A 17,862-nucleotide genomic window follows, 5' to 3' on the forward strand; every position below is an offset into this window, starting at 1 on the left:
GTGCAATGAAAAATGCAACGCTGCGGCAATTGAAAGTGTTCGAGACGGTAGCCCGTCACCTGAGCTTTTCGCGGGCCGCAGAGGAGCTGCATCTCACGCAGCCTGCCGTGTCCACGCAGGTTCGGCAGCTGGAGCACCATGTGGGCCTGCCCTTGTTCGAGCAGCTCGGCAAGCGGATTTACCTCACTCCGGCAGGCACGGAGATGCTCCACTACAGCCGCAGCATCATCCAGCAATTCAGGGAGGCGGAGGATGCCATGGCGCAACTCAAGGGTATTTCCGGAGGCCGTCTGAACGTCGCCGTGATCAGCGCCGGCGATTATTTCTTTCCTCGCCTGCTTGCCGAATTCATGAATCGGCATGATGGCGTGACACTGAATCTCGCAGTGCACAATCGCGAGGAATTGCTGCATCAACTGGGCGGAAACCTGACGGACCTGGCTGTCATGGTGCGCCCACCAGAAGGTATTGACACCATTGCGGAATCATTCGCTCCTCATCCCTACGTGATTGTGGCCGCGCCGAATCATCCACTTGTTGGGCAACGCAACATACCTCTGGCCGGCTTGGCGGAGGAGGCGTTTGTTTCACGCGAAAAAGGATCTGACACCTGGAACTCGATGCAGGAAGGTTTTGCGGGAAGGCTGTCCAACCTTCGCATCGCCATGGAGATCAAGAGCACCGAGACCATCAAACAGGCGGTGATCGCCAACATGGGGATCGCTTTTCTCTCGGCGCATACCGTCGGACTGGAACTGCAGACCGGCAAACTGGCCGTGCTCGATATCCAGGGCTTCCCGGTGATGCTGAACTGGTATGTCGTGCACCGGAAAAACAAGCGTCTTCCCCCGGTAGCGCTGGCATTCAAGCATTTTCTGATGGAGGAAGGTCATACGCTGATCCAGCAGATCACCGGTGTCGAGGGGTTGATCCGGCCCGCGCAACGACATCGCGTCAATGCATAAGCATTTACTTATGGTTTTTCGATGTAACTTTAATTATCGTAAATCGTTCGTCCTGCCTAAGCTGCACACATACCAAGATTCACCGCAGTGCACTTTCAGGAGACGAACATGCAACAACTTCATACCGGCGAATCCGCCTCCTCCCTTTCCACGTCAGCCGGTAACGACACGCGCCATCATGACCGCGACGTCCAGCTGGCCGCCTACAACGCCGCATTCGACGAACTGGAGCTGACGTTCCGCTGGGACGCACCCATGTTCGAATGGCTGTGCGGCATCGAGTGCGAAAAAGCCCGCGTGGCGCGCTACATCGAGCAGTACCATGCGCACCTGCTCACCGCGTACGATGCGCCGTTCCTCAGCCAACTCATCTTCGACAAGAAGAACGAGTACCTGCGCGCCGTGGCGGGAGCAGGGACGAATTGAATCGCTGAGTTCTTCAGTCTTGAAGTCAAAGGCGCGCCAATGGCGCGCTTTTTATTTTCCTGGCCGGCGACGACAAGTTCAGATCGCTTCCCTTGTAGATCCCGGCCAAGGTCCCGACCGCTATCGAGGCAGGAGAAGGGCTTCCTACCTACTCGTTTTCGCGGATTTCCTTACACCTTTCTCGTTGATATATTACATACCGTATTTTTGTAAGGAAATCGACGCTTCCAAGACCGGCATTCGGCATATAACAGCGAGAGGAGACACGTGGACATCCACGAACATCAGGCCAAGGAATTGCTCAGGCGCTATGACGTGCCCGTGCCACCCGGCTGCGTGGCCTTTACGCCGGACGACGCCGCCCATGCCGCCCGCAAGCTTGGGGGCTCTGCCTGGGTGGTGAAGTCGCAGATTCACGGGGGCGGCCACGGCGCCGGCAGTTTCGCGGGCAATCATTCGGAAAAGGGTGGCGTGCGTGTCGCGATGTCCATTGACGAGGTGCACGCCAACGCTGCGCAGATGCTGGGCAGGACCTTGATCACCAGGCACACCGGCCCGGCCGGCCGGGTCGTGCGGCGTCTTTATATCGAGAAAGACTGCGTTATCTCGCGCGAGCTTTACCTTGCCATCCTGATCGACCCCGCCACGGCGCGCGTCACGATCATGGTGTCGACCGAAGGCGGCACCGACATCGACGAGGTTGCCGCACACACACCAGAGAAGATCCTGAAGGTGGCGATCGACCCGGCTTGCGGTATCCAACCGTTCCATGCACGCCGGCTGGCGTTCGGCCTCGGGCTGTCAGGCAAGCTGGCGGATGCCGCCACGCCACTCATTCTCTCGGCCTATCGCGCCTTCACCGAGCTCGACGCGTCGCTCCTGGAAATTCATCCGCTTGCAGTCACGGACAACGGCGAGGTCATGGCGCTCGACGCCAGGTTCCGCTTCGACGACAACGCCCTCTTCCGCCATCCCGAGATCGAGGCAATGCGCGACGAGGGCGAGGAGGACCCCGCCGAGACCGAGGCTGCCAGGCACGCGCTGAACTATGTCCAATTGGACGGCACTATCGGCTGCATGGCCAATGGCGCGGGACTCGGGATGGCCACCATGGACATCGTCAGGCTCCATGGCGCCGAGCCAGCCAACTTGCTGGATATAGGCGCCAGTACCACCACGGAGCGCATCACGACGGCCTTCCGCCTGATCCTGGCCGATCCGAATGTCAAAGGTGTTCTGGTGAATATCTTCGGCGGGGTCGTGCGCTGCAACGACATTGCCGAAGGCGTCATCGCGGCCGCGCGCGAAGTGGACCTGACCGTGCCGCTGGTAGTGCGGCTGGCTGGCACCAACGTCGATCAGGGCAGGCATACCCTGCGCAATTCAGGTCTGCCGATCGTGTCTGCCGGGGATCTAGCCGATGCGGCCGAAAAGATTGTGACCGCCGTGCGCGCCACGCAGACAAAAGGAGGCAGGTGAAATGGGTGTCCTGATCAACCAGAACACGCGCGTGATCTGCCAGGGCTTTACCAGCGCGCAAGGCACGTTCCATGCGGAACAGGCCCTGGCCTACGGCACGAAGATGGTCGGCGGCGTTGCGCCCGGCAGAGGCGGAGCGACGCACCTCGGCCTGCCGGTTTTCGACTCCGTGGCGGCAGCGGCCGACGCCACCGGCGCGGATGCATCGGTCATCCACGTACCACCACCGTTCGCCGCCGATGCCATCCTGGAAGCGGTCGATGCGGGCATTGCCCTGATCGTCTGCATGACCGAAGGCGTCCCCGTGATGGACATGGTGCGCGTCAAGCGTGCGCTGTCAGGTTCCGGCAGCCGCCTGATCGGCCCGGGTTGCACGGGCGTGATCACGCCCGGCCAATGCAAGATCGGCGTCATGCCCGGGCACATCCACGCGTCGGGCAAGATCGGCGTAGTGTCACGTTCGGGTACGTTGATGTACGAGGCCGTAGCGCAAACCACGGCTGCCGGGCTGGGTCAGTCGACCTGCATCGACATTGGCAGCGATCCGGTCAACGGCACCAGCTTTATCGACTGCCTGGAGATGTTCCTGGCCGACGACCAGACCGAAGGCATCCTCATGCTGGGCGAGATCGATGGGTCTGCGGAAGAAGACGCCGCACGCTTCCTGCGCGAAGCCCGGTGTCGCAAACCCGTGGTGGGCTACATCGCCGGCAACACTGCGCCAGCGGGACGCAGCATGGGTCATGCAGGGGCCGTTGTCTTGAGGGGGACAGGGACGGCGGAAGCCAAGATCGACGCCATGCGGCAAGCCGGACTCCATGTGCCCGCTTCGCCAGCGGTTCTGGGAGCAACCATGGCAGCCGCGATGAAATAGGCATCGGGGGCGCGCAGGCATCCGCGCGCCCCCGAAAAAGAGAGAAGAAGTTCAGGCTGCGGCGCCCGCCTTGGCTTCCAGTTCCGTGATGCGCTTGCGCAGCGCCCGTTCTTCCTGAAAGCGCGCGGTCTCGTCGCGGATCACCGCCACGATGCCCGTAATCTCCCCGCCCTCTCCGTGCAGCAACGCCACGGTAAAGGCGATCGACATCGCCTCGCCTTTCTTGTTGATCGCCGGGACTTTCAGCAAGTCATGGCCGTAGCGGGTCTGGCCCGTTGCCATGGTCTTGTCGTACCCCTCCCAGTGGCGCGCACGCAGGCGCTCGGGAATGATCAGGTCCAGCGACTTGCCCAGGGCTTCCTCCTGGGTGAAACCGAACATGTATTCTGCCGCGGGGTTCCACAACGTGATGGCGCCATCGGCGCCGGAGATGATGATGGCGTCGCCGATGGCGGACACCAATTGTTCGTAGTCGATTGCAGTCTGCATGGTCATTCCTGAGGAATGGGAAGAGGCGTGGATCGTCGCCCCGGGTTCCAGGCTGTCATTCTGGCACTTGCCCGAGCCGCCGGGGAATGCGCGGAAGGTTTCGTCCGCGCGTTCCCCGGCACACCGCGCTCAGATTACCTGCGACTCGCGCAGGCTGACGATTTCCTCGGCGCTGTAGCCAAGGCCGGCCAGCACTTCGTCGCTGTGCTCGCCCAGCAGCGGCGAACCCGTGATTTCCGGCTTCAGGTCCGAGAACTTGATCGGGCTGCCCACGGTCAGGTACGTGCCACGAACCTTGTGCGGAACTTCCACGATCGAGCCGCTCTTGCGCAGCGATTCATCTGCGGCAATTTCCTTCATCGACAGCACCGGCGAGCAAGGAATATCGTACTTGCGCAGGATATCCACCGCTTCGTACTTGGTCTTGTCGGCCAGCCAGGCTTCGATGGTATTGAAGATGTCGAAGATGTGCGGCTGACGCGCCTTCGCCGTGCTGTAGTTCGGGTCGGTAATCCACTCTTCCTTGCCCAGCGCCTTGCAGATCGGCTCCCAGGCGTGGCCCTGGATGGTGAAGTAGATGTAGGCGTTGGGATCGGTCTCCCAGCCCTTGCACTTCAGCACCCAACCCGGCTGGCCGCCACCGCCGGCGTTGCCGCCGCGGGGCACCACGTCGCTGAACGTACCGTGCGGGTACTGCGGATACTCTTCCAGGTAACCCAGGGCATCCAGGCGCTGCTGGTCGCGCAGCTTCACACGGCACAGGTTCAGCACGGCATCCTGCATCGACACGGCCACCTTCTGGCCCTTGCCGGTCTGCTGGCGGCCGATGATTGCGGTCAGGATACCGATGGCCAGGTGCATGCCGGTGTTCGAATCACCCAGGGCAGCTGCCGACACCGTGGGCGGACCGTCCCAGAAACCGGTGGTCGATGCAGCGCCGCCCGCGCATTGCGCCACGTTTTCGTAGACCTTCAGGTCTTCATAGTGGTGGCCGTCGCTGAAGCCCTTGACCGATGCCACGATCATCAGCGGATTGAGTTCCTTGATGCGGTCCCACGAGAAGCCCATGCGATCCAGTGCGCCCGGACCGAAGTTTTCCACCAGCACGTCAGATTCGCGAATCAGTTGTTCGAGAATCTTCTTGCCTTCGGGCTTCTTGGTGTCCAGCGTCAACGAGCGCTTGTTGCTGTTGAGCATCGTGAAGTACAGCGCGTCCGCGTCAGGAACGTCGCGGAGCTGCGTACGGGTGACGTCGCCGGAGCCGGGGCGCTCCACCTTGATCACGTCTGCGCCAAACCACGCGAGAAGCTGGGTGCAGGCGGGGCCGGCCTGGACGTGCGTGAAGTCGATGATCTTGATGCCGTGCAGTGGAAGGTTCACGTTCGCTCTCCTATTGGATTGAGGAATGGGGGTGAAATTCGAGTGGATTCAAGTGAATTACTTGCTGGCCGAGCTTTGCGGATTCAGGTTGGTCAGGCGACCGCTTTCCGTGCCGGCAGCCGGATCGATGACGGCGTTGACCAGCGTGGGCTTACCCGAGCGCAATGCTTCATTGACTGCCGCTTCCAGTTCCTGCGGCGTGGTGACGTTGTGACCGACACCGCCGAACGCTTCCATCATCTTGTCGTAGCGGGCGCCCGGCACGAACATCGTGACGGCCGGGTCCGAACCGCCCGTCGGGTTCTTGTCGATACCTTTGTAGACGCCGTTGTTGTTGAACACCACGACGCAGATCGGCAGGTTGTAGCGGCAGATTGTCTCCACTTCCATGCCCGAGAAGCCGAATGCACTGTCACCGCACACCGCCAGCACCGGCTTGCCGGTTTCCACCGCCGCAGCCACCGCATAGCCCATGCCTACACCCATCACGCCCCACGTACCTACGTCCAGGCGCTTGCGCGGCTCGTACATGTCGATGACGGCGCGGGCATAGTCCAGCGTGTTGGCGCCTTCGTTGACAAACGGGATGCTCGGGTTGGCCTTGACGACATCCTTCAGCACGCGCAGCGCGCTGTGGAAGTTCATCGGCGACGTGTCCTTGGCCAGCGTCTCGGCCATCTTCGCCAGGTTCTTGTCCTTGCGCTCGTCCACGGCGTTGATCCACTCCGCGCCCGGCTTGGCAAAGTTGTTGCCAATCTTGTCGAGCAGTGCCGATACGCACGATCCGATATCACCCACTACCGGCGCGGCGATGGCCACGTTGCTGTCCATCTCGGTCGGCGAGATATCTACCTGGATGAATTGCTTGGGCTTGCCCCAGGTCTTGCCCTTGCCGTGCGACAGCAGCCAGTTCAGGCGGGCGCCCACCAGCAGCACCACGTCCGCTTCGGCCAGTACGTAAGAGCGCGCGGCCGATGCCGATTGCGGATGCGTATCGGGCAGCAGGCCCTTGGCCATGGACATCGGCAGATACGGAATGCCGGTCTTCTCCACCAGCGCGCGGATATCCTCGTCGGCACGGGCGTAGGCGGCACCCTTGCCCAGCAGGATCAGCGGACGCTTGGCGCCCTTCAGCAGTTCCACGGCGCGATCGATCGAATCCGGTGCCGGGAGTTGGCGCGGAGCGGGGTCCACCACCTTGATCAGGGACTTGCGACCCTTCTCTGCTTCCATCGACTGGCCCAGCAGCTTGGCCGGCAGGTCCAGGTACACACCGCCCGGACGGCCGGACACGGCAGCACGAATGGCACGCGCGATCCCCACACCGATGTCTTCGGCGTGCAGCACGCGGAAGGCAGCCTTGGCGTGCGGACGGGCGATGGCCAGTTGATCCATCTCTTCGTAGTCACCCTGCTGCAGATCGACGATCTCGCGCTCGCTGGAGCCGCTGATCAGAATCATCGGGAAGCAGTTGGTGGTGGCATTCGCCAGCGCAGTCAGACCGTTAAGGAACCCGGGTGCGGACACCGTCAGGCAAACCCCCGGTTTTTGCGTGAGATAACCAGCGATGGCTGCGGCGTTGCCTGCGTTCTGCTCGTGACGGAAGCTGATGACGCGCATGCCGTTGGCCTGTGCCAGACGGGCCAGATCGGTGACCGGAATGCCGGGCAGGCCGTAGATATTCTCGATGCCGTTCAGCTTGAGCGCGTCGATGACCAGGTGAAAACCATCGGTTTGTGCCTGATGTTCTTCCGCAGCGTGACGCTGCAGCTCGTTTCCGACTTCTGCCATGGTTGCTTCCTTCTATGCAAATTTGACGGGATTGGACTGTCTTTTTTGGTGTCAGCGGTCGGATGGAACGGTGTCTCCTCCCTTTCGATTCGCTGTACTTCTCTAACGCTGAAATACCGTATGTGATATATCAAAGATCAGCAAGTTATTTCCCACTATTCCGACGAACTTTCGTCGATGCACCGCAGCATTTCGTGACAAATAGACGCAAATTAAGGGGAATTACCGATTCCCCTGAGTTCTGCCTGGTTAGCCGCGCACGTGGTTGACCAGCGAGCCAATTCCGCGAATCGATACCTCCACCACCGAACCGTCCTTCATCGACCCGACTCCGATCGACGTGCCAACTGCGATCACGTCGCCCGGCATCAACGTCATGTCCTGTGACAGACGGCTGACTTGCTCTTCCGGAGAAAACACAATGTCGGACAACGGGTAGTTCTGGCGCTCGACCCCATCCAGGCGCGTCACCACGCTGGCACTGCGCCAGTCGAATCCGGTGACGATGGCCGGACCGATGCAACCGAAGGTGTCGGAACCCTTGGCGCGCGTCCACTGCGGGAAATTCGGGTCGGCATTGAGCAGCTCGCCCGCCGTCACGTCATTGACGATGGTGTAGCCGAAGATATGCGCGGCCGCTTCGTTCAATGGCACGTTGCGGCATTCACGGCCGATGACGATGCCGAGTTCGCCTTCATAGGCGATCTTGCCGGCGTAGCCGCTCGGACGAACGATCGCGTCGCCGGGACCAGCCAGTGAACTGGCCGGCTTCAGCAGGAACAACGGATGCACGGGCACCGACTTCTCCAGCCGCGCAGCAAGGGCGTGAAAGTTGTTCCATAGCGCCACGATCTTGCCGGGCAGGCACGGCGCGAGCAGTTCCAGCGAGGCGTAGCTATAGACGCTACCGGTGGGACGGGAATCGGCATAGCCAGGGCCATCGTATTCGATGACGCGGTCGGCATCGCCATCGTCGAGCCGGCCATAAGCAGTGTCGCCGTCGGGGCGGCGGAAGCGAATCCAGGTTTGCACGGCAGAGCTCCTCAGGCAGACGCGTGCGTGTCGCGCCTGCGCTCTCAGCAGGGATTGGGACCCCCAGTCGGGGGCCAGTGACGGGTGACGGGTGACGGGCGACGGCCAGTGAGCCGCGCGCCTCGCGTCAGACGGCTCCCGCTACGCGTAGCGCCGCAATCTGTGCCGGCGAGCGTCCCAGCCATTCCAGAATCTCGTCGGTGTGCTCACCCAGCAGCGGCGAGCGCTCGACGCTCACCGGCGAGTCGGACAACGTGATCGGCGAACCCAACTGCACGTATTTACCGCGCGTCGGATGATCCAGTTCCACCAGGTAGCCCCGCTCGTACATCGACTTGTCTTCGATGAGATCCTTCATGGACAGGATCGGGCCGCACGGCACATCTGCGTCGTTGAGCGCGGTCATGACTTCGAACTTGGTGCGGCCCAGGGTCCATTGCTCGATGATGCCGAAACAGGCCGCGAGCTTTTTCAGGCGCACTTCCGGCGTGGCGAAATCCGGATCGGTGATCAGGTCCTCGCGACGGCACAGGCGCATCAGCGGCTCCCAGCCCTGCGGCTGGATGATGACGTAGACATAGTCGTTCGGGCCGCCGGGTGCACAGCGCAGCGCAGCGCCCGGCTGACCACCGCCCGACGAATTGCCGGCGCGCGGCACGTGGTCATCGAACTCGGTATTGGGGTACTCACGCAGCGGGCCAGCCTCGAGGCGCTGCTGGTCACGCAGCTTCACGCGGCACAGGTTCAGCACGGCGTCCTGCATGGCCACTTCCACGCGCTGACCGCGACCCGAATGTTCGCGCTGCAGCAGTGCGGCCAGGATGCCAACCACGCAGTGCACGCCCGTGCCCGAATCGCCGATCTGTGCACCCGTCACCGTCGGCACACCATGCGATTCGCCAGTCGTGGACGCGGAACCGCCCATGCACTGCGCCACATTTTCATAGGCCTTGCAGTCCTGGTACGGCCCGGGACCAAAACCCTTGATCGACGCGTAGATCATGCGCGGATTCAGGGTCTGGATGTTCTCCCAGTCGAATCCGGCGCGGGCCAGCACACCTGGGCCAAAATTCTCGATCAGCACATCGCTTTGCTGGATCAGGTCCTCAAGCAGCGCCTTGCCTTCCGGTGTCTTCATATTGAGCGTCAGGCTACGCTTGTTGCTGTTCAGCATGGTGAAGTACAGGCTGTCGGCATTCGGCACGTCGCGGAGTTGGCTACGCGTGATGTCGCCGCGCCCAGGCATTTCAACCTTGATCACGTCGGCGCCCATCCAGGCCATCAACTGCGTGGCCGAAGGCCCGGCCTGCACGTGCGTCATGTCCAGGATGCGAATACCGTCCAGCGCTTTCCGTTCGGTGTGAGTGTCACCCATGCTGCGTCTCCTGATGATGTGTGTTTGTGCTTTTGACATACAGTATGTGGTATATCACCAAGATGCAAGGGGGTTTAAACCCGAATTCAGCAGCTTTCGATACTGCGCCGCAGCAAGCTGCGTGGACACGCTCTGCGCCCAGACCGCGCAACGAAAAAACCCCAACGAGCCGCAAGGCTGTCGGGGTTCAAATGATGCGGTGAAATCGGTTGTGGCTAGCTATCCCTGACACCTGCCAGGCAGCGTGCAAGACGTCACTCCGACGTCAGTCCAGGAAGTCGCAGTTCTTCTCCACGTACTCTGCCAGGTCCAGCGAATGCTGGCGAACCAGCCGCTCGGCCAGCTCCGTGTCGCGTCTTTCCAGCGCCTCGATGATCCGCAGGTGATCAACGATAGAACGCGCGGCGCGGTCGCTCTGCGAGATCGTCATTTTTCGAATGGCTCGCACATGAACGAAGATGTTCTTGATCTGGTCCATGATGACCTGCGACTTCGACAACTGCACAATCGCCTGGTGAAAGACGATATTCGCGTCCGAGTATTCCTCGATATGCTCGGCGGGCGTGGAGTCGCGGAAGCTGTCGAACATATGGCGCAGCTTGCCGATTTCCGCGTCGGTGGCATTCTGCGTGGCCAGACGCGCGGCCATGCTTTCGAGCGCCGCCCAGACCTGAATCATCTCGACGATCTCGCGCTTGGTCTTGCGCGTAATGTAGATACCACGTCGTGGCACCGTACGCAGGAAACCTTCCTGCTCGAGTAGCGTCATGGCCTCGCGAATCGGCGTGCGGCTTACGCCTAGCCTTTCGGACAACACGCGCTCGTCAAGGCGTACTTCGTCACGCGACTGATAGATATCGGCGTCGGCAATCGCCTGGCGCAGCATCGCATACGCCTGGTCGCGCAGGCTTGCCCCCGCATTGATAGGTTGCAAGGACAGCGCCAGCCCGGCGGGCGGTTGACCATGCGATTGGACTTCGGATTCGCTTTGGGCAGACATGAATACACTCGTCAATGGCCGGCGCCCTGCCCGCCAGTCTGGCGAGCAGCGGCGACCCGCCTCTTCCTGAACGTCAACGCGCTCAGTTTGGCATGACCCCATGCGTTCTGCTCATGAATCTGGCAGGCAACCGAATGGAATCACAGGCGAAGAGGCGGGACCGGCCCTTTTGTATATGGTATATCACAAAGACGGCACTTCCGAAGGACGTTTAACGCCGCGCGTGTTACGCCGCCCTCGCCACTTTCTCAATTTGAGGCGCGGCCACAGCCACAGGCGCAGACGCGGTAGCCTGCGCCATGCGATCCCGCTGCTTGATCAAGCCGAGCACCGCGTCGATCATCGGGGTCGGCTGACCGATCATGCGGCCCATCTCCTGCACCACCGTCAGCAACGGATCGATCTCCATCGCCCTGCCCGCCTCCAGGTCCTGCAGCATCGAGGTCTTGTGCGCGCCCACCGCGCCGGCCCCATCGATTCGCCGCTCCACATCGACACGAAAATGCACGCCGAACCGTTCCGCGATGTCCTTGGCCTCGAGCATCATCTGCTTCGACAGCCCGCGGGTGGCAGGGTCCGAGGTGATGATGTCCAGCGTCCCATGCGTCAGGGCGCTGATCGGGTTGAAGCAGAGGTTGCCCCACAGCTTGAGCCAGATCTCGTCTCGGATGTTGTCGCGAACCGGCGCATCGAGATCCGCCTTGGCCATCATCTCCGCAAGGCGCGTCACGCGGTCCGAGCGGGTACCATCGGGCTCACCAATTGGAAATTTCTTGCCGTACACATGCTTGATCACGCCCGGTGCCACGATTTCGGCGGCGGGATACAGCACACAGCCAATCGCGCGTTCGGGTCCGAGACCATTCCACTGCTTGGCACCCGGGTCAACGCTCTCCAGCGTGCGCCCGGCGAACTCGCCCCCGTGGCCGTGGAAGTACCAGTACGGAATGCCGTTCACACCAGTGACCACCGCCGTCTCCGGCCCGAGCAACGGCTGCATTAGATCGACCACGCCCGGCACCTGGTGCGCCTTTAGCGTAATGAACACGTAGTCCTGAGGGCCGAGTTCGCGCGGATCGCTGGTACAACGGACTTTCGCGACGCGCTCTTCGCCTTCGATCTGGAGCCGAACGCCGTTGGCCTGCATGGCGGCCAGGTGCGGCCCGCGCGCGATGAAGCTCACGTCTGCGCCGGCCAGCGCAAGCTGCGCGCCCATATAGCCGCCGATGGCGCCCGCGCCGTAGATACAAATCTTCATGGGGTTGTCTCCTCGATGGTGGTTTATTTAGATATGTGATGCCGAAAGCTGCACGCGGAGCCACTCAAATCCGCATTGGTATATCACATACTATATTTCACAATCGCCATTCGACAACCTCGTTCTTCATCTGATCCCTTCTAATTGCGCTGTGCCCGCTTCGCGGGCGTCTGGCTGTGCGCTACCATGTATCCCGTTGTCCGCTTGCGGGCCAGCCGCCCCCGGCCTGTGTTACCTCTGAACTGGAGTTCGCATGGAAACGCTGCTTGCCCTTACCCGCGATCCTTCCGCATGGGCTGCTCTCGCCACTTTGGTGGCCATGGAGATCGTCCTCGGCATCGACAACCTGATCTTCATCTCGATTCTCACCAACAAGCTGCCGGAAGAAACCCGCGAGAAAGCGCGCCGTATCGGTATCAGCCTGGCGCTGATCCTGCGCCTGGGATTGCTGGCGACGATCGCCATCATCGTCGCGCTGACGGAGCCGGTCTTCACCATCTTCGGCAAGGGCATTTCCTGGCGGGACATGATCCTGATTGCCGGGGGGGCCTTCCTGGTCTGGAAGGCCACGCGTGAAATCCACCAGCACGTGTCACCGGATGCGGAGCACGAAGAATCCTCCACCCTCGCCCGCGCCGTACCAAGCTTCGCCGCGGCCATCGGCCAGATCCTGGTGCTAGACCTCGTGTTTTCGATCGACAGCATCATCACCGCCGTGGGCATGACCGATCATGTGCCGATCATGTTCGTTGCTGTCATCGCTGCCGTCACGGTCATGCTTGTCGCCGCCACGCCGCTGGCCAACTTCATCAACCACAACCCAACCATCGTCATGCTGGCCCTGGCCTTCCTGATCATGATCGGCATGACACTGATCGCCGATGGCCTGGGACACCATGTGCCGAAGGGCTATATCTATACGGCGATGGCCTTCTCGACCGCCGTGGAAGCGTTGAACATGGTGGCGCGGCGGCGCCGCGAGAAAGCGAGGGGGCAGACCCCGGCACACTAGTGAGGACAAGGCCTGACCGGGTATGATGGCTGCCTTGCTGTCATCCCCACATCAGTCCTTACATGCTTCCTACGGATCTCGCCGGCACCGACGGCGATCAGAGCGCTTCGCTGCCCCGCTCCGAGCGCGCTTACCAGCAACTGCGCTCCGCCATCCAGGCCGGTCAGCTCCCGCCGGGCACGCGCCTGCGCGAGGTAGAGCTGGCCGAATCGCTCGGCCTGTCCCGCACCCCCGTGCGCGAAGCACTCTCGCGGCTGGAGTCCGAAGGGCTGGTAGTCAATGAGCCTAATCGCGGCATGATGGTTACGCGCCTTGACGCGAGCATGGTCAGCGAACTGTATGTGATGCGCGAGGTCCTGGAATCCACCGCTGCGGCGCTCGCCGCGCGACACGCCACCGACGTGGAAATCTCGTTGCTGCGCGATATCGTCGAACGCGACCTGTCATTCGCTACAGACCCGGACAAGCTGGCGATGAACAATCGTCTCTTCCACGAAACCCTGCATCGCTGCGCCCACAATCGCTATCTGCTCAAGACGCTGCGGTCGCTGCACGAGTCGATGGCCTTGCTGGGCCGCTCCACACTGGCCGTCCCCGGACGTGCGCGCGGCTCGTACGAAGAACATATGGCGCTGGTGGAAGCCCTGGAAGCACGCAACCCCGAACAAGCCGAACAGATCACGCGCCGCCATATCCAGCAGGCGTACAAGGCCCGCTTGACGCTCTGGATAGAGGAGCAATCGGGCAGCTAGCTCCGCAGCCCGCCTCAATACAAACAAAAAGCCGGTCCTGGCCCGCCTCTTTCGAAGCGGGCCAGGACCGGCTTTTTAGTGCTGGCGGCGCCTTGAGCACCGCCCATTCATTCAGCTGTGTCGATCAGCCGTTCGCGTAGACCACCTTGGCCTTGCGCGCTTCCGCCTGCAGGCGGGCGAAAACGTTTTGCACCGTAGCAATCACGCGCTTTGCGTCGTTCACAAAGCCCAGACGCTGGGTACCGAGCTCGCGCTCGATGAGGTCACGTTCCAGTTGATCGGTCAGCTTGATATCGGATTGGGTGTTCATGGCGTCCTTCCTTACAGGGATTACCCTTATGGGGTTTTCCCGGATTGTAGCAGAAGGTTTGTCGCATTGCAGCATTAGGTAATAGTGCGTAGCGATTGGCGCAACAGTCAGCGCGACTCAACCAGCACATTACGGTGCGGCCCCTCACAGGATGCCGGCCTGCCACCAGCCCGTATGGCCGCGAGGCTCCAGTGCTCGCGTCGGAACATGGGTACGCGCGCCGGCCCCCTCGAATTCGACAATGACTGCGGTGGGGCTCGCAATGCGGGTGATGATTACGGGCGCGCCTCGAAAGATCCACTTCGTTTCGATCTGATAGGGGCTTTGTCGGTATGCTTTGCGGCGTTGCTTGCTGTTCATATCAATCGTGCTTCATCTGCAGACTGCCTGCGGTGTGGACGCAAAAATAAAAGTTACGGGACGAGCGCCTCCGTTCGCGCCTCCGAGACGGCTTGCGCCAGTTCCTCGGTCACACGGATCTCTGCCCCGATCGGGGTCATCTGCGCGGTTGCCGCAAATGGCGCGGCCGATGTCGGGGATGGATGGCTATTGCGTCGCCACAGGAAGAAGGACGCCAGGCCAGCGTGCAGGACGAGAAATGCCCAGAAAAGCCCGCTGGGCCCTAACCGATTCATGAGCGGAGAAATGATCAAGGGACTGATCGCCGAACCGACCGAGTTGATCAGGAGCATGCCTTGAATGACGCGTACCAGCTCGCTGGCCTCTGCACGATCCGCCGAGTGGCTCACCGCCACCGGGTAGATAGCGAAAATGCTGCCCCCGATCAGGAACATCAGCACCATTAACAAGGGCGGATAACTCGGAAGGATCAGGACAGCCAACGAGACCGCTGCGCAGCCCACGCTCAATGCAAGCAGGACGCTCTGCCTGTCTTTCCTGTCGGACCATCGTCCTACCGGGTATTGCAACGCCATCGCGCCGCAGATGGCACTGGCCATCAACTGGCCAACCTGGGCAACGCTCATGCCCTCTCGTTGCAGGTAGATCGGCAGTAGCGTATAGACCGCCGCAATGCCCACACCGGAACCAAAGCTGCCGATTGCGCCTGCGGGCGTCATGCGAACGAGATCCTGTGGCATCAGGGGTTCGGCATGACTTACGTCCGGTGCAGTCTTCGGCAAAACGGCCATGGGCAACACCGCCATGGAGGCGAGTACACCGGCCACCATGAATGGCGCGCTCTCAGCCGCAGATCCAATGGCGCCCAGACTCATCTGCGCGAGCATGATGGAACCGTAGAGCGCGATCATATAGATCGCCAGCAATCGCCCCCGGGACTTCGTATCTCCCACGAGCAGCAACCAGCTTTCCACGACGAGGTAGATCCCTACCATCGCCCAGCCATTCACAAGGCGCAGCAGCAGCCAGACCCAGGGATCGAAAACCAGACCCTGGAGCAGGTAGGTGATGGCGACAAGGGAGGCAAAGCTGCTGTATGAGCGGATATGACCGATTCGGGAAATCAGCCGGTCGCTGGTTACCGCACCGAGAGTCAGCCCGACAAAATACGCAGACGAAATGGCGCCGATCATCGTTGCCGAAACGCTTGCGGCGTCAAGCCGCAGAGACGTGAGGGAAGACATGAAGCCGCTTCCCAAGCTGACAATGAACAACCCTAAAAGTGGCCCAACCGCCACGACCCAACTGCTGCGCGACACAACTTCCTCTCAAAGCAATACGAAATGCACCGCGGAGGATACCCGATGTCGGACGCCCCCTACGCAAGCGCACTCCAAGTCCAGTGCCGATAGGAAAGTCGATGCGCCCGGGTGTTCAATGCCGGCCAGCGATTTGACCGGAACATCGAACACCCGTCGCAAGCGCATGCAGTATCGTGGTGCGTTATCCCAGCCAGGCTTTGATGGTTCCTCCCATCACCGAACTGGAAATGCCGTAGCGATCGTGCAGGGTGGGCAGTGCGCCGGCATCGAGAAAAGCATCGGGCAAACCGATCTGTCGGAACGGCACGTTCACGCCGGCGCGCAGCAAAGTTCCCGCTACCGCCTCGCCCAGTCCGCCGATCACCGTGTGGTTCTCCGCCACGACCACAAGGCGTCCGGGCTTGCGCGCTTCGCGCAGGATGGTCTCCGTGTCCAGCGGCTTGATCGTCGGTACGTGCAGCACCGCAACGCCCACACGATCCGCTTCCAGCGTCCTGGCCACTTCCAGCGCGCGCATTGTCATGATTCCCGACGAGATGATGAGCACCTCCGCGCCATCTCGGAGGAGCTTGGCCTTGCCGAGTTCGAACTGGTAGTCGTACTCATCGAGCACGACGGGCACGTTCCCGCGCAGCAGACGCGCATAGACAGGCCCATCGTGCGCGGCAATGGCAGGCACCATCTGTTCGATATCGATGGCATCGCACGGATCGATGACAGTCATGTTCGGCATCGCGCGCATCAGGGCCAGATCCTCGGCAGCCTGGTGGCTGGGTCCGTATCCGGTGGTCAGGCCGGGCAATGCGCAGACAATCTTGACGTTGAGGTTGTCCTCGGCAATCGTCTGGTGCATGAAGTCGTATGCACGTCGCGTGGCGAATACCGCGTACGTGGTCACGAACGGCACCGCGCCTTCGTGCGCAAGACCCGCTGCCGCGCCCATCAGCAACTGCTCGGCCATCCCCATCTGGTAGTACCGTTCGGGATATGCCTTTGCAAAGAGATGCAGGTCCGTATATTTGCCCAGGTCTGCCGTCATGCCGACGATGTCGGGACGTTGCGCGGCCAGCGCGGTCAATGCATGGCCGAAGGGTGCAGCGCGCGTGGCCTGTCCTTCTGCGGCGATCGACGCAATCATTGCGGACGTCTTGAGGCGGGTCTTACCCGTATCGGCGGTGCGGCTCATGCTTGTCTCCCGGCTTCCAGCGCCTGCAGCGCGAGTTGCCATTCGTGGGCTTCCACCCGGATGAAGTGATTCTTCTCGCGTTCTTCGAGGAACGGTACGCCGCAGCCCATGCGGGTATCGCATACGATGATGCGCGGCTGCTTGCCCTTGTGATGGCGGGCGTTGTCGAAAGCGGCGGCTACAGCGTCGATATCATTGCCATCCACTCGCTGCACATACCAGCCGAACGCTTCGAGCTTGGGCACGAGCGGTTCGAACGCCATGATCTGCGTCGAGGGGCCGTCAGCCTGTTGATTGTTGACGTCGACCATCGCGATCAGGTTGTCGAGCTTCCAGTGGCTTGCGGACATCAGGCCCTCCCAGATGGCACCCTCGTCAAGCTCGCCATCGGAGAAGAGCGTGTAGACGAACGCATCCGACTGCTTGCGCTTCAGGCCCAGACAGCGACCCACGGCGATGGTCAGGCCCTGGCCCAGCGAGCCGCCCGACATCTCCATGCCAGGGGTATAGCTCGCCATACCCGACATCGGCAGGCGGCTGTCGTCGCTTCCGTACGTTTCAAGCTCTTCTGCGGGCAGGATGCCGGCTTCGAGCAGCGCTGCATACAACGCAATCGCATAGTGGCCGTTCGACAGCAGGAAGCGGTCGCGCCCTTCCCACTCGGGGTCTTCGGGGCGATAGCGCATGGCGCCGAAGTAGGACACCGCCAGCACGTCGGCGATATCGAGCGCCTGGCCGACATAGCCCTGCCCTTGCACCTCTCCCATCAGAATGGCGTTGCGGCGGAGACGGTAGGCGCGCTCGGCCAACGAGACGGGCACCTCCACATCGAGATTGGTAAGACTCATGAT

18 protein-coding genes are annotated in these 17,862 nt (G+C 61.6%); 6 read left to right on the top strand and 12 right to left on the bottom strand.

All coding sequences use genetic code 11. The features are described 5' to 3' along the window. The first annotated feature begins 5 nt into the window (after nucleotides 1-5). The 4 genes from FFS21_RS02885 (at nucleotide 6) to sucD (ending at nucleotide 3,744) form a co-directional block, all read left to right on the top strand. Nucleotides 6-965 (top strand): LysR family transcriptional regulator, encoded by a 960-nt coding sequence (locus FFS21_RS02885; protein ID WP_137923433.1) that lies wholly within the window; start codon nucleotides 6-8, stop codon nucleotides 963-965. 108 nt (nucleotides 966-1,073) lie between these two features. Then, entirely contained in the window at nucleotides 1,074-1,391 is a 318-nt protein-coding gene (locus FFS21_RS02890) for an HAD family hydrolase (RefSeq protein ID WP_137923434.1), read from the top strand. Between the two features lie 267 nt (nucleotides 1,392-1,658). Continuing rightward, on the top strand, nucleotides 1,659-2,870 hold the full coding sequence (sucC, locus tag FFS21_RS02895) for an ADP-forming succinate--CoA ligase subunit beta (protein ID WP_137923435.1): 1,212 nt from the start codon (nucleotides 1,659-1,661) through the stop codon (nucleotides 2,868-2,870). Between the two features lies 1 nt (nucleotide 2,871). Then, complete coding sequence (sucD, locus tag FFS21_RS02900; protein ID WP_137923436.1) at nucleotides 2,872-3,744, top strand: succinate--CoA ligase subunit alpha; 873 nt, start codon at nucleotides 2,872-2,874, stop codon at nucleotides 3,742-3,744. 51 nt (nucleotides 3,745-3,795) lie between these two features. Here the strand turns inward: sucD and FFS21_RS02905 are convergent, their stop codons facing one another. From FFS21_RS02905 to FFS21_RS02935, 7 genes are all read right to left on the bottom strand, one after another. After that, on the bottom strand, nucleotides 3,796-4,233 hold the full coding sequence (locus tag FFS21_RS02905; RefSeq protein ID WP_137923437.1) for a PAS domain-containing protein: 438 nt from the start codon (nucleotides 4,231-4,233) through the stop codon (nucleotides 3,796-3,798). Between the two features lie 129 nt (nucleotides 4,234-4,362). Next, nucleotides 4,363-5,613 (bottom strand): formyl-CoA transferase, encoded by a 1,251-nt coding sequence (gene frc, locus FFS21_RS02910; protein ID WP_137923438.1) that lies wholly within the window; start codon nucleotides 5,611-5,613, stop codon nucleotides 4,363-4,365. A gap of 57 nt (nucleotides 5,614-5,670) precedes the next feature. Then, nucleotides 5,671-7,404 (bottom strand): oxalyl-CoA decarboxylase, encoded by a 1,734-nt coding sequence (oxc, locus tag FFS21_RS02915; protein WP_137923439.1) that lies wholly within the window; start codon nucleotides 7,402-7,404, stop codon nucleotides 5,671-5,673. A gap of 249 nt (nucleotides 7,405-7,653) precedes the next feature. Continuing rightward, nucleotides 7,654-8,436: a fumarylacetoacetate hydrolase family protein gene (locus tag FFS21_RS02920; RefSeq protein WP_137923440.1), complete on the bottom strand. Its 783-nt coding sequence runs from the start codon at nucleotides 8,434-8,436 to the stop codon at nucleotides 7,654-7,656. Between the two features lie 127 nt (nucleotides 8,437-8,563). After that, the gene (gene frc / locus FFS21_RS02925) at nucleotides 8,564-9,811 is read right to left on the bottom strand and encodes a formyl-CoA transferase (RefSeq protein WP_137923441.1); all 1,248 of its coding nucleotides are present in this window, start codon (nucleotides 9,809-9,811) and stop codon (nucleotides 8,564-8,566) included. 265 nt (nucleotides 9,812-10,076) lie between these two features. After that, nucleotides 10,077-10,811, bottom strand: coding sequence for a GntR family transcriptional regulator (locus tag FFS21_RS02930; RefSeq protein WP_137923442.1), 735 nt, complete (start codon nucleotides 10,809-10,811; stop codon nucleotides 10,077-10,079). A 226-nt stretch (nucleotides 10,812-11,037) separates the two neighbouring features. Beyond that, nucleotides 11,038-12,069 carry a 2-dehydropantoate 2-reductase gene (locus FFS21_RS02935; protein ID WP_137923443.1) on the bottom strand — a complete coding sequence of 344 codons (1,032 nt, stop codon included), beginning with the start codon at nucleotides 12,067-12,069 and terminating at the stop codon, nucleotides 11,038-11,040. A gap of 253 nt (nucleotides 12,070-12,322) precedes the next feature. Between FFS21_RS02935 and FFS21_RS02940 the strand changes: the two genes are divergently transcribed. Next, a complete protein-coding gene (locus FFS21_RS02940; protein WP_137923444.1) occupies nucleotides 12,323-13,081 on the top strand; it encodes a TerC family protein in 759 nt (252 codons plus the stop codon). Between the two features lie 62 nt (nucleotides 13,082-13,143). Further along, entirely contained in the window at nucleotides 13,144-13,833 is a 690-nt protein-coding gene (locus FFS21_RS02945) for a GntR family transcriptional regulator (RefSeq protein ID WP_137923445.1), read from the top strand. 124 nt (nucleotides 13,834-13,957) lie between these two features. On the opposite strand, the gene FFS21_RS02950 is transcribed toward FFS21_RS02945, so the two are convergent. From FFS21_RS02950 to FFS21_RS02970, 5 genes are all read right to left on the bottom strand, one after another. Next, a complete protein-coding gene (locus FFS21_RS02950) occupies nucleotides 13,958-14,143 on the bottom strand; it encodes a hypothetical protein (RefSeq protein ID WP_137923446.1) in 186 nt (61 codons plus the stop codon). A 144-nt stretch (nucleotides 14,144-14,287) separates the two neighbouring features. Continuing rightward, nucleotides 14,288-14,503, bottom strand: coding sequence for a hypothetical protein (locus tag FFS21_RS02955; protein ID WP_137923447.1), 216 nt, complete (start codon nucleotides 14,501-14,503; stop codon nucleotides 14,288-14,290). Between the two features lie 53 nt (nucleotides 14,504-14,556). Next, on the bottom strand, nucleotides 14,557-15,822 hold the full coding sequence (locus tag FFS21_RS02960) for an MFS transporter (protein WP_349304709.1): 1,266 nt from the start codon (nucleotides 15,820-15,822) through the stop codon (nucleotides 14,557-14,559). A 184-nt stretch (nucleotides 15,823-16,006) separates the two neighbouring features. Further along, complete coding sequence (locus FFS21_RS02965) at nucleotides 16,007-17,011, bottom strand: transketolase family protein (protein ID WP_237380470.1); 1,005 nt, start codon at nucleotides 17,009-17,011, stop codon at nucleotides 16,007-16,009. Further along, nucleotides 17,008-17,859: a transketolase gene (locus tag FFS21_RS02970; protein WP_137923450.1), complete on the bottom strand. Its 852-nt coding sequence runs from the start codon at nucleotides 17,857-17,859 to the stop codon at nucleotides 17,008-17,010. The genes FFS21_RS02965 and FFS21_RS02970 overlap by 4 nt, the downstream gene beginning before the upstream one ends. Between the last annotated feature and the right edge of the window lie 3 nt (nucleotides 17,860-17,862).

This window comes from Cupriavidus sp. 2SB (assembly GCF_005503625.1).
GTDB lineage: Bacteria > Pseudomonadota > Gammaproteobacteria > Burkholderiales > Burkholderiaceae > Cupriavidus.

What these genes read in the sequence shown, in the direction of transcription:
- FFS21_RS02885 (WP_137923433.1), top strand. Translation starts at nt 6, where the DNA reads ATGAAAAATGCAACGCTGCGGCAATTGAAAGTGTTCGAGACGGTAGCC.
- FFS21_RS02890 (WP_137923434.1), top strand. Translation starts at nt 1,074, where the DNA reads ATGCAACAACTTCATACCGGCGAATCCGCCTCCTCCCTTTCCACGTCA.
- sucD (WP_137923436.1), top strand. Translation starts at nt 2,872, where the DNA reads ATGGGTGTCCTGATCAACCAGAACACGCGCGTGATCTGCCAGGGCTTT.
- FFS21_RS02905 (WP_137923437.1), bottom strand. Translation starts at nt 4,233, where the DNA reads ATGCAGACTGCAATCGACTACGAACAATTGGTGTCCGCCATCGGCGAC.
- oxc (WP_137923439.1), bottom strand. Translation starts at nt 7,404, where the DNA reads ATGGCAGAAGTCGGAAACGAGCTGCAGCGTCACGCTGCGGAAGAACAT.
- frc (WP_137923441.1), bottom strand. Translation starts at nt 9,811, where the DNA reads ATGGGTGACACTCACACCGAACGGAAAGCGCTGGACGGTATTCGCATC.
- FFS21_RS02930 (WP_137923442.1), bottom strand. Translation starts at nt 10,811, where the DNA reads ATGTCTGCCCAAAGCGAATCCGAAGTCCAATCGCATGGTCAACCGCCC.
- FFS21_RS02935 (WP_137923443.1), bottom strand. Translation starts at nt 12,069, where the DNA reads ATGAAGATTTGTATCTACGGCGCGGGCGCCATCGGCGGCTATATGGGC.
- FFS21_RS02940 (WP_137923444.1), top strand. Translation starts at nt 12,323, where the DNA reads ATGGAAACGCTGCTTGCCCTTACCCGCGATCCTTCCGCATGGGCTGCT.
- FFS21_RS02945 (WP_137923445.1), top strand. Translation starts at nt 13,144, where the DNA reads ATGCTTCCTACGGATCTCGCCGGCACCGACGGCGATCAGAGCGCTTCG.
- FFS21_RS02950 (WP_137923446.1), bottom strand. Translation starts at nt 14,143, where the DNA reads ATGAACACCCAATCCGATATCAAGCTGACCGATCAACTGGAACGTGAC.
- FFS21_RS02955 (WP_137923447.1), bottom strand. Translation starts at nt 14,503, where the DNA reads ATGAACAGCAAGCAACGCCGCAAAGCATACCGACAAAGCCCCTATCAG.
- FFS21_RS02965 (WP_237380470.1), bottom strand. Translation starts at nt 17,011, where the DNA reads ATGAGCCGCACCGCCGATACGGGTAAGACCCGCCTCAAGACGTCCGCA.
- FFS21_RS02970 (WP_137923450.1), bottom strand. Translation starts at nt 17,859, where the DNA reads ATGAGTCTTACCAATCTCGATGTGGAGGTGCCCGTCTCGTTGGCCGAG.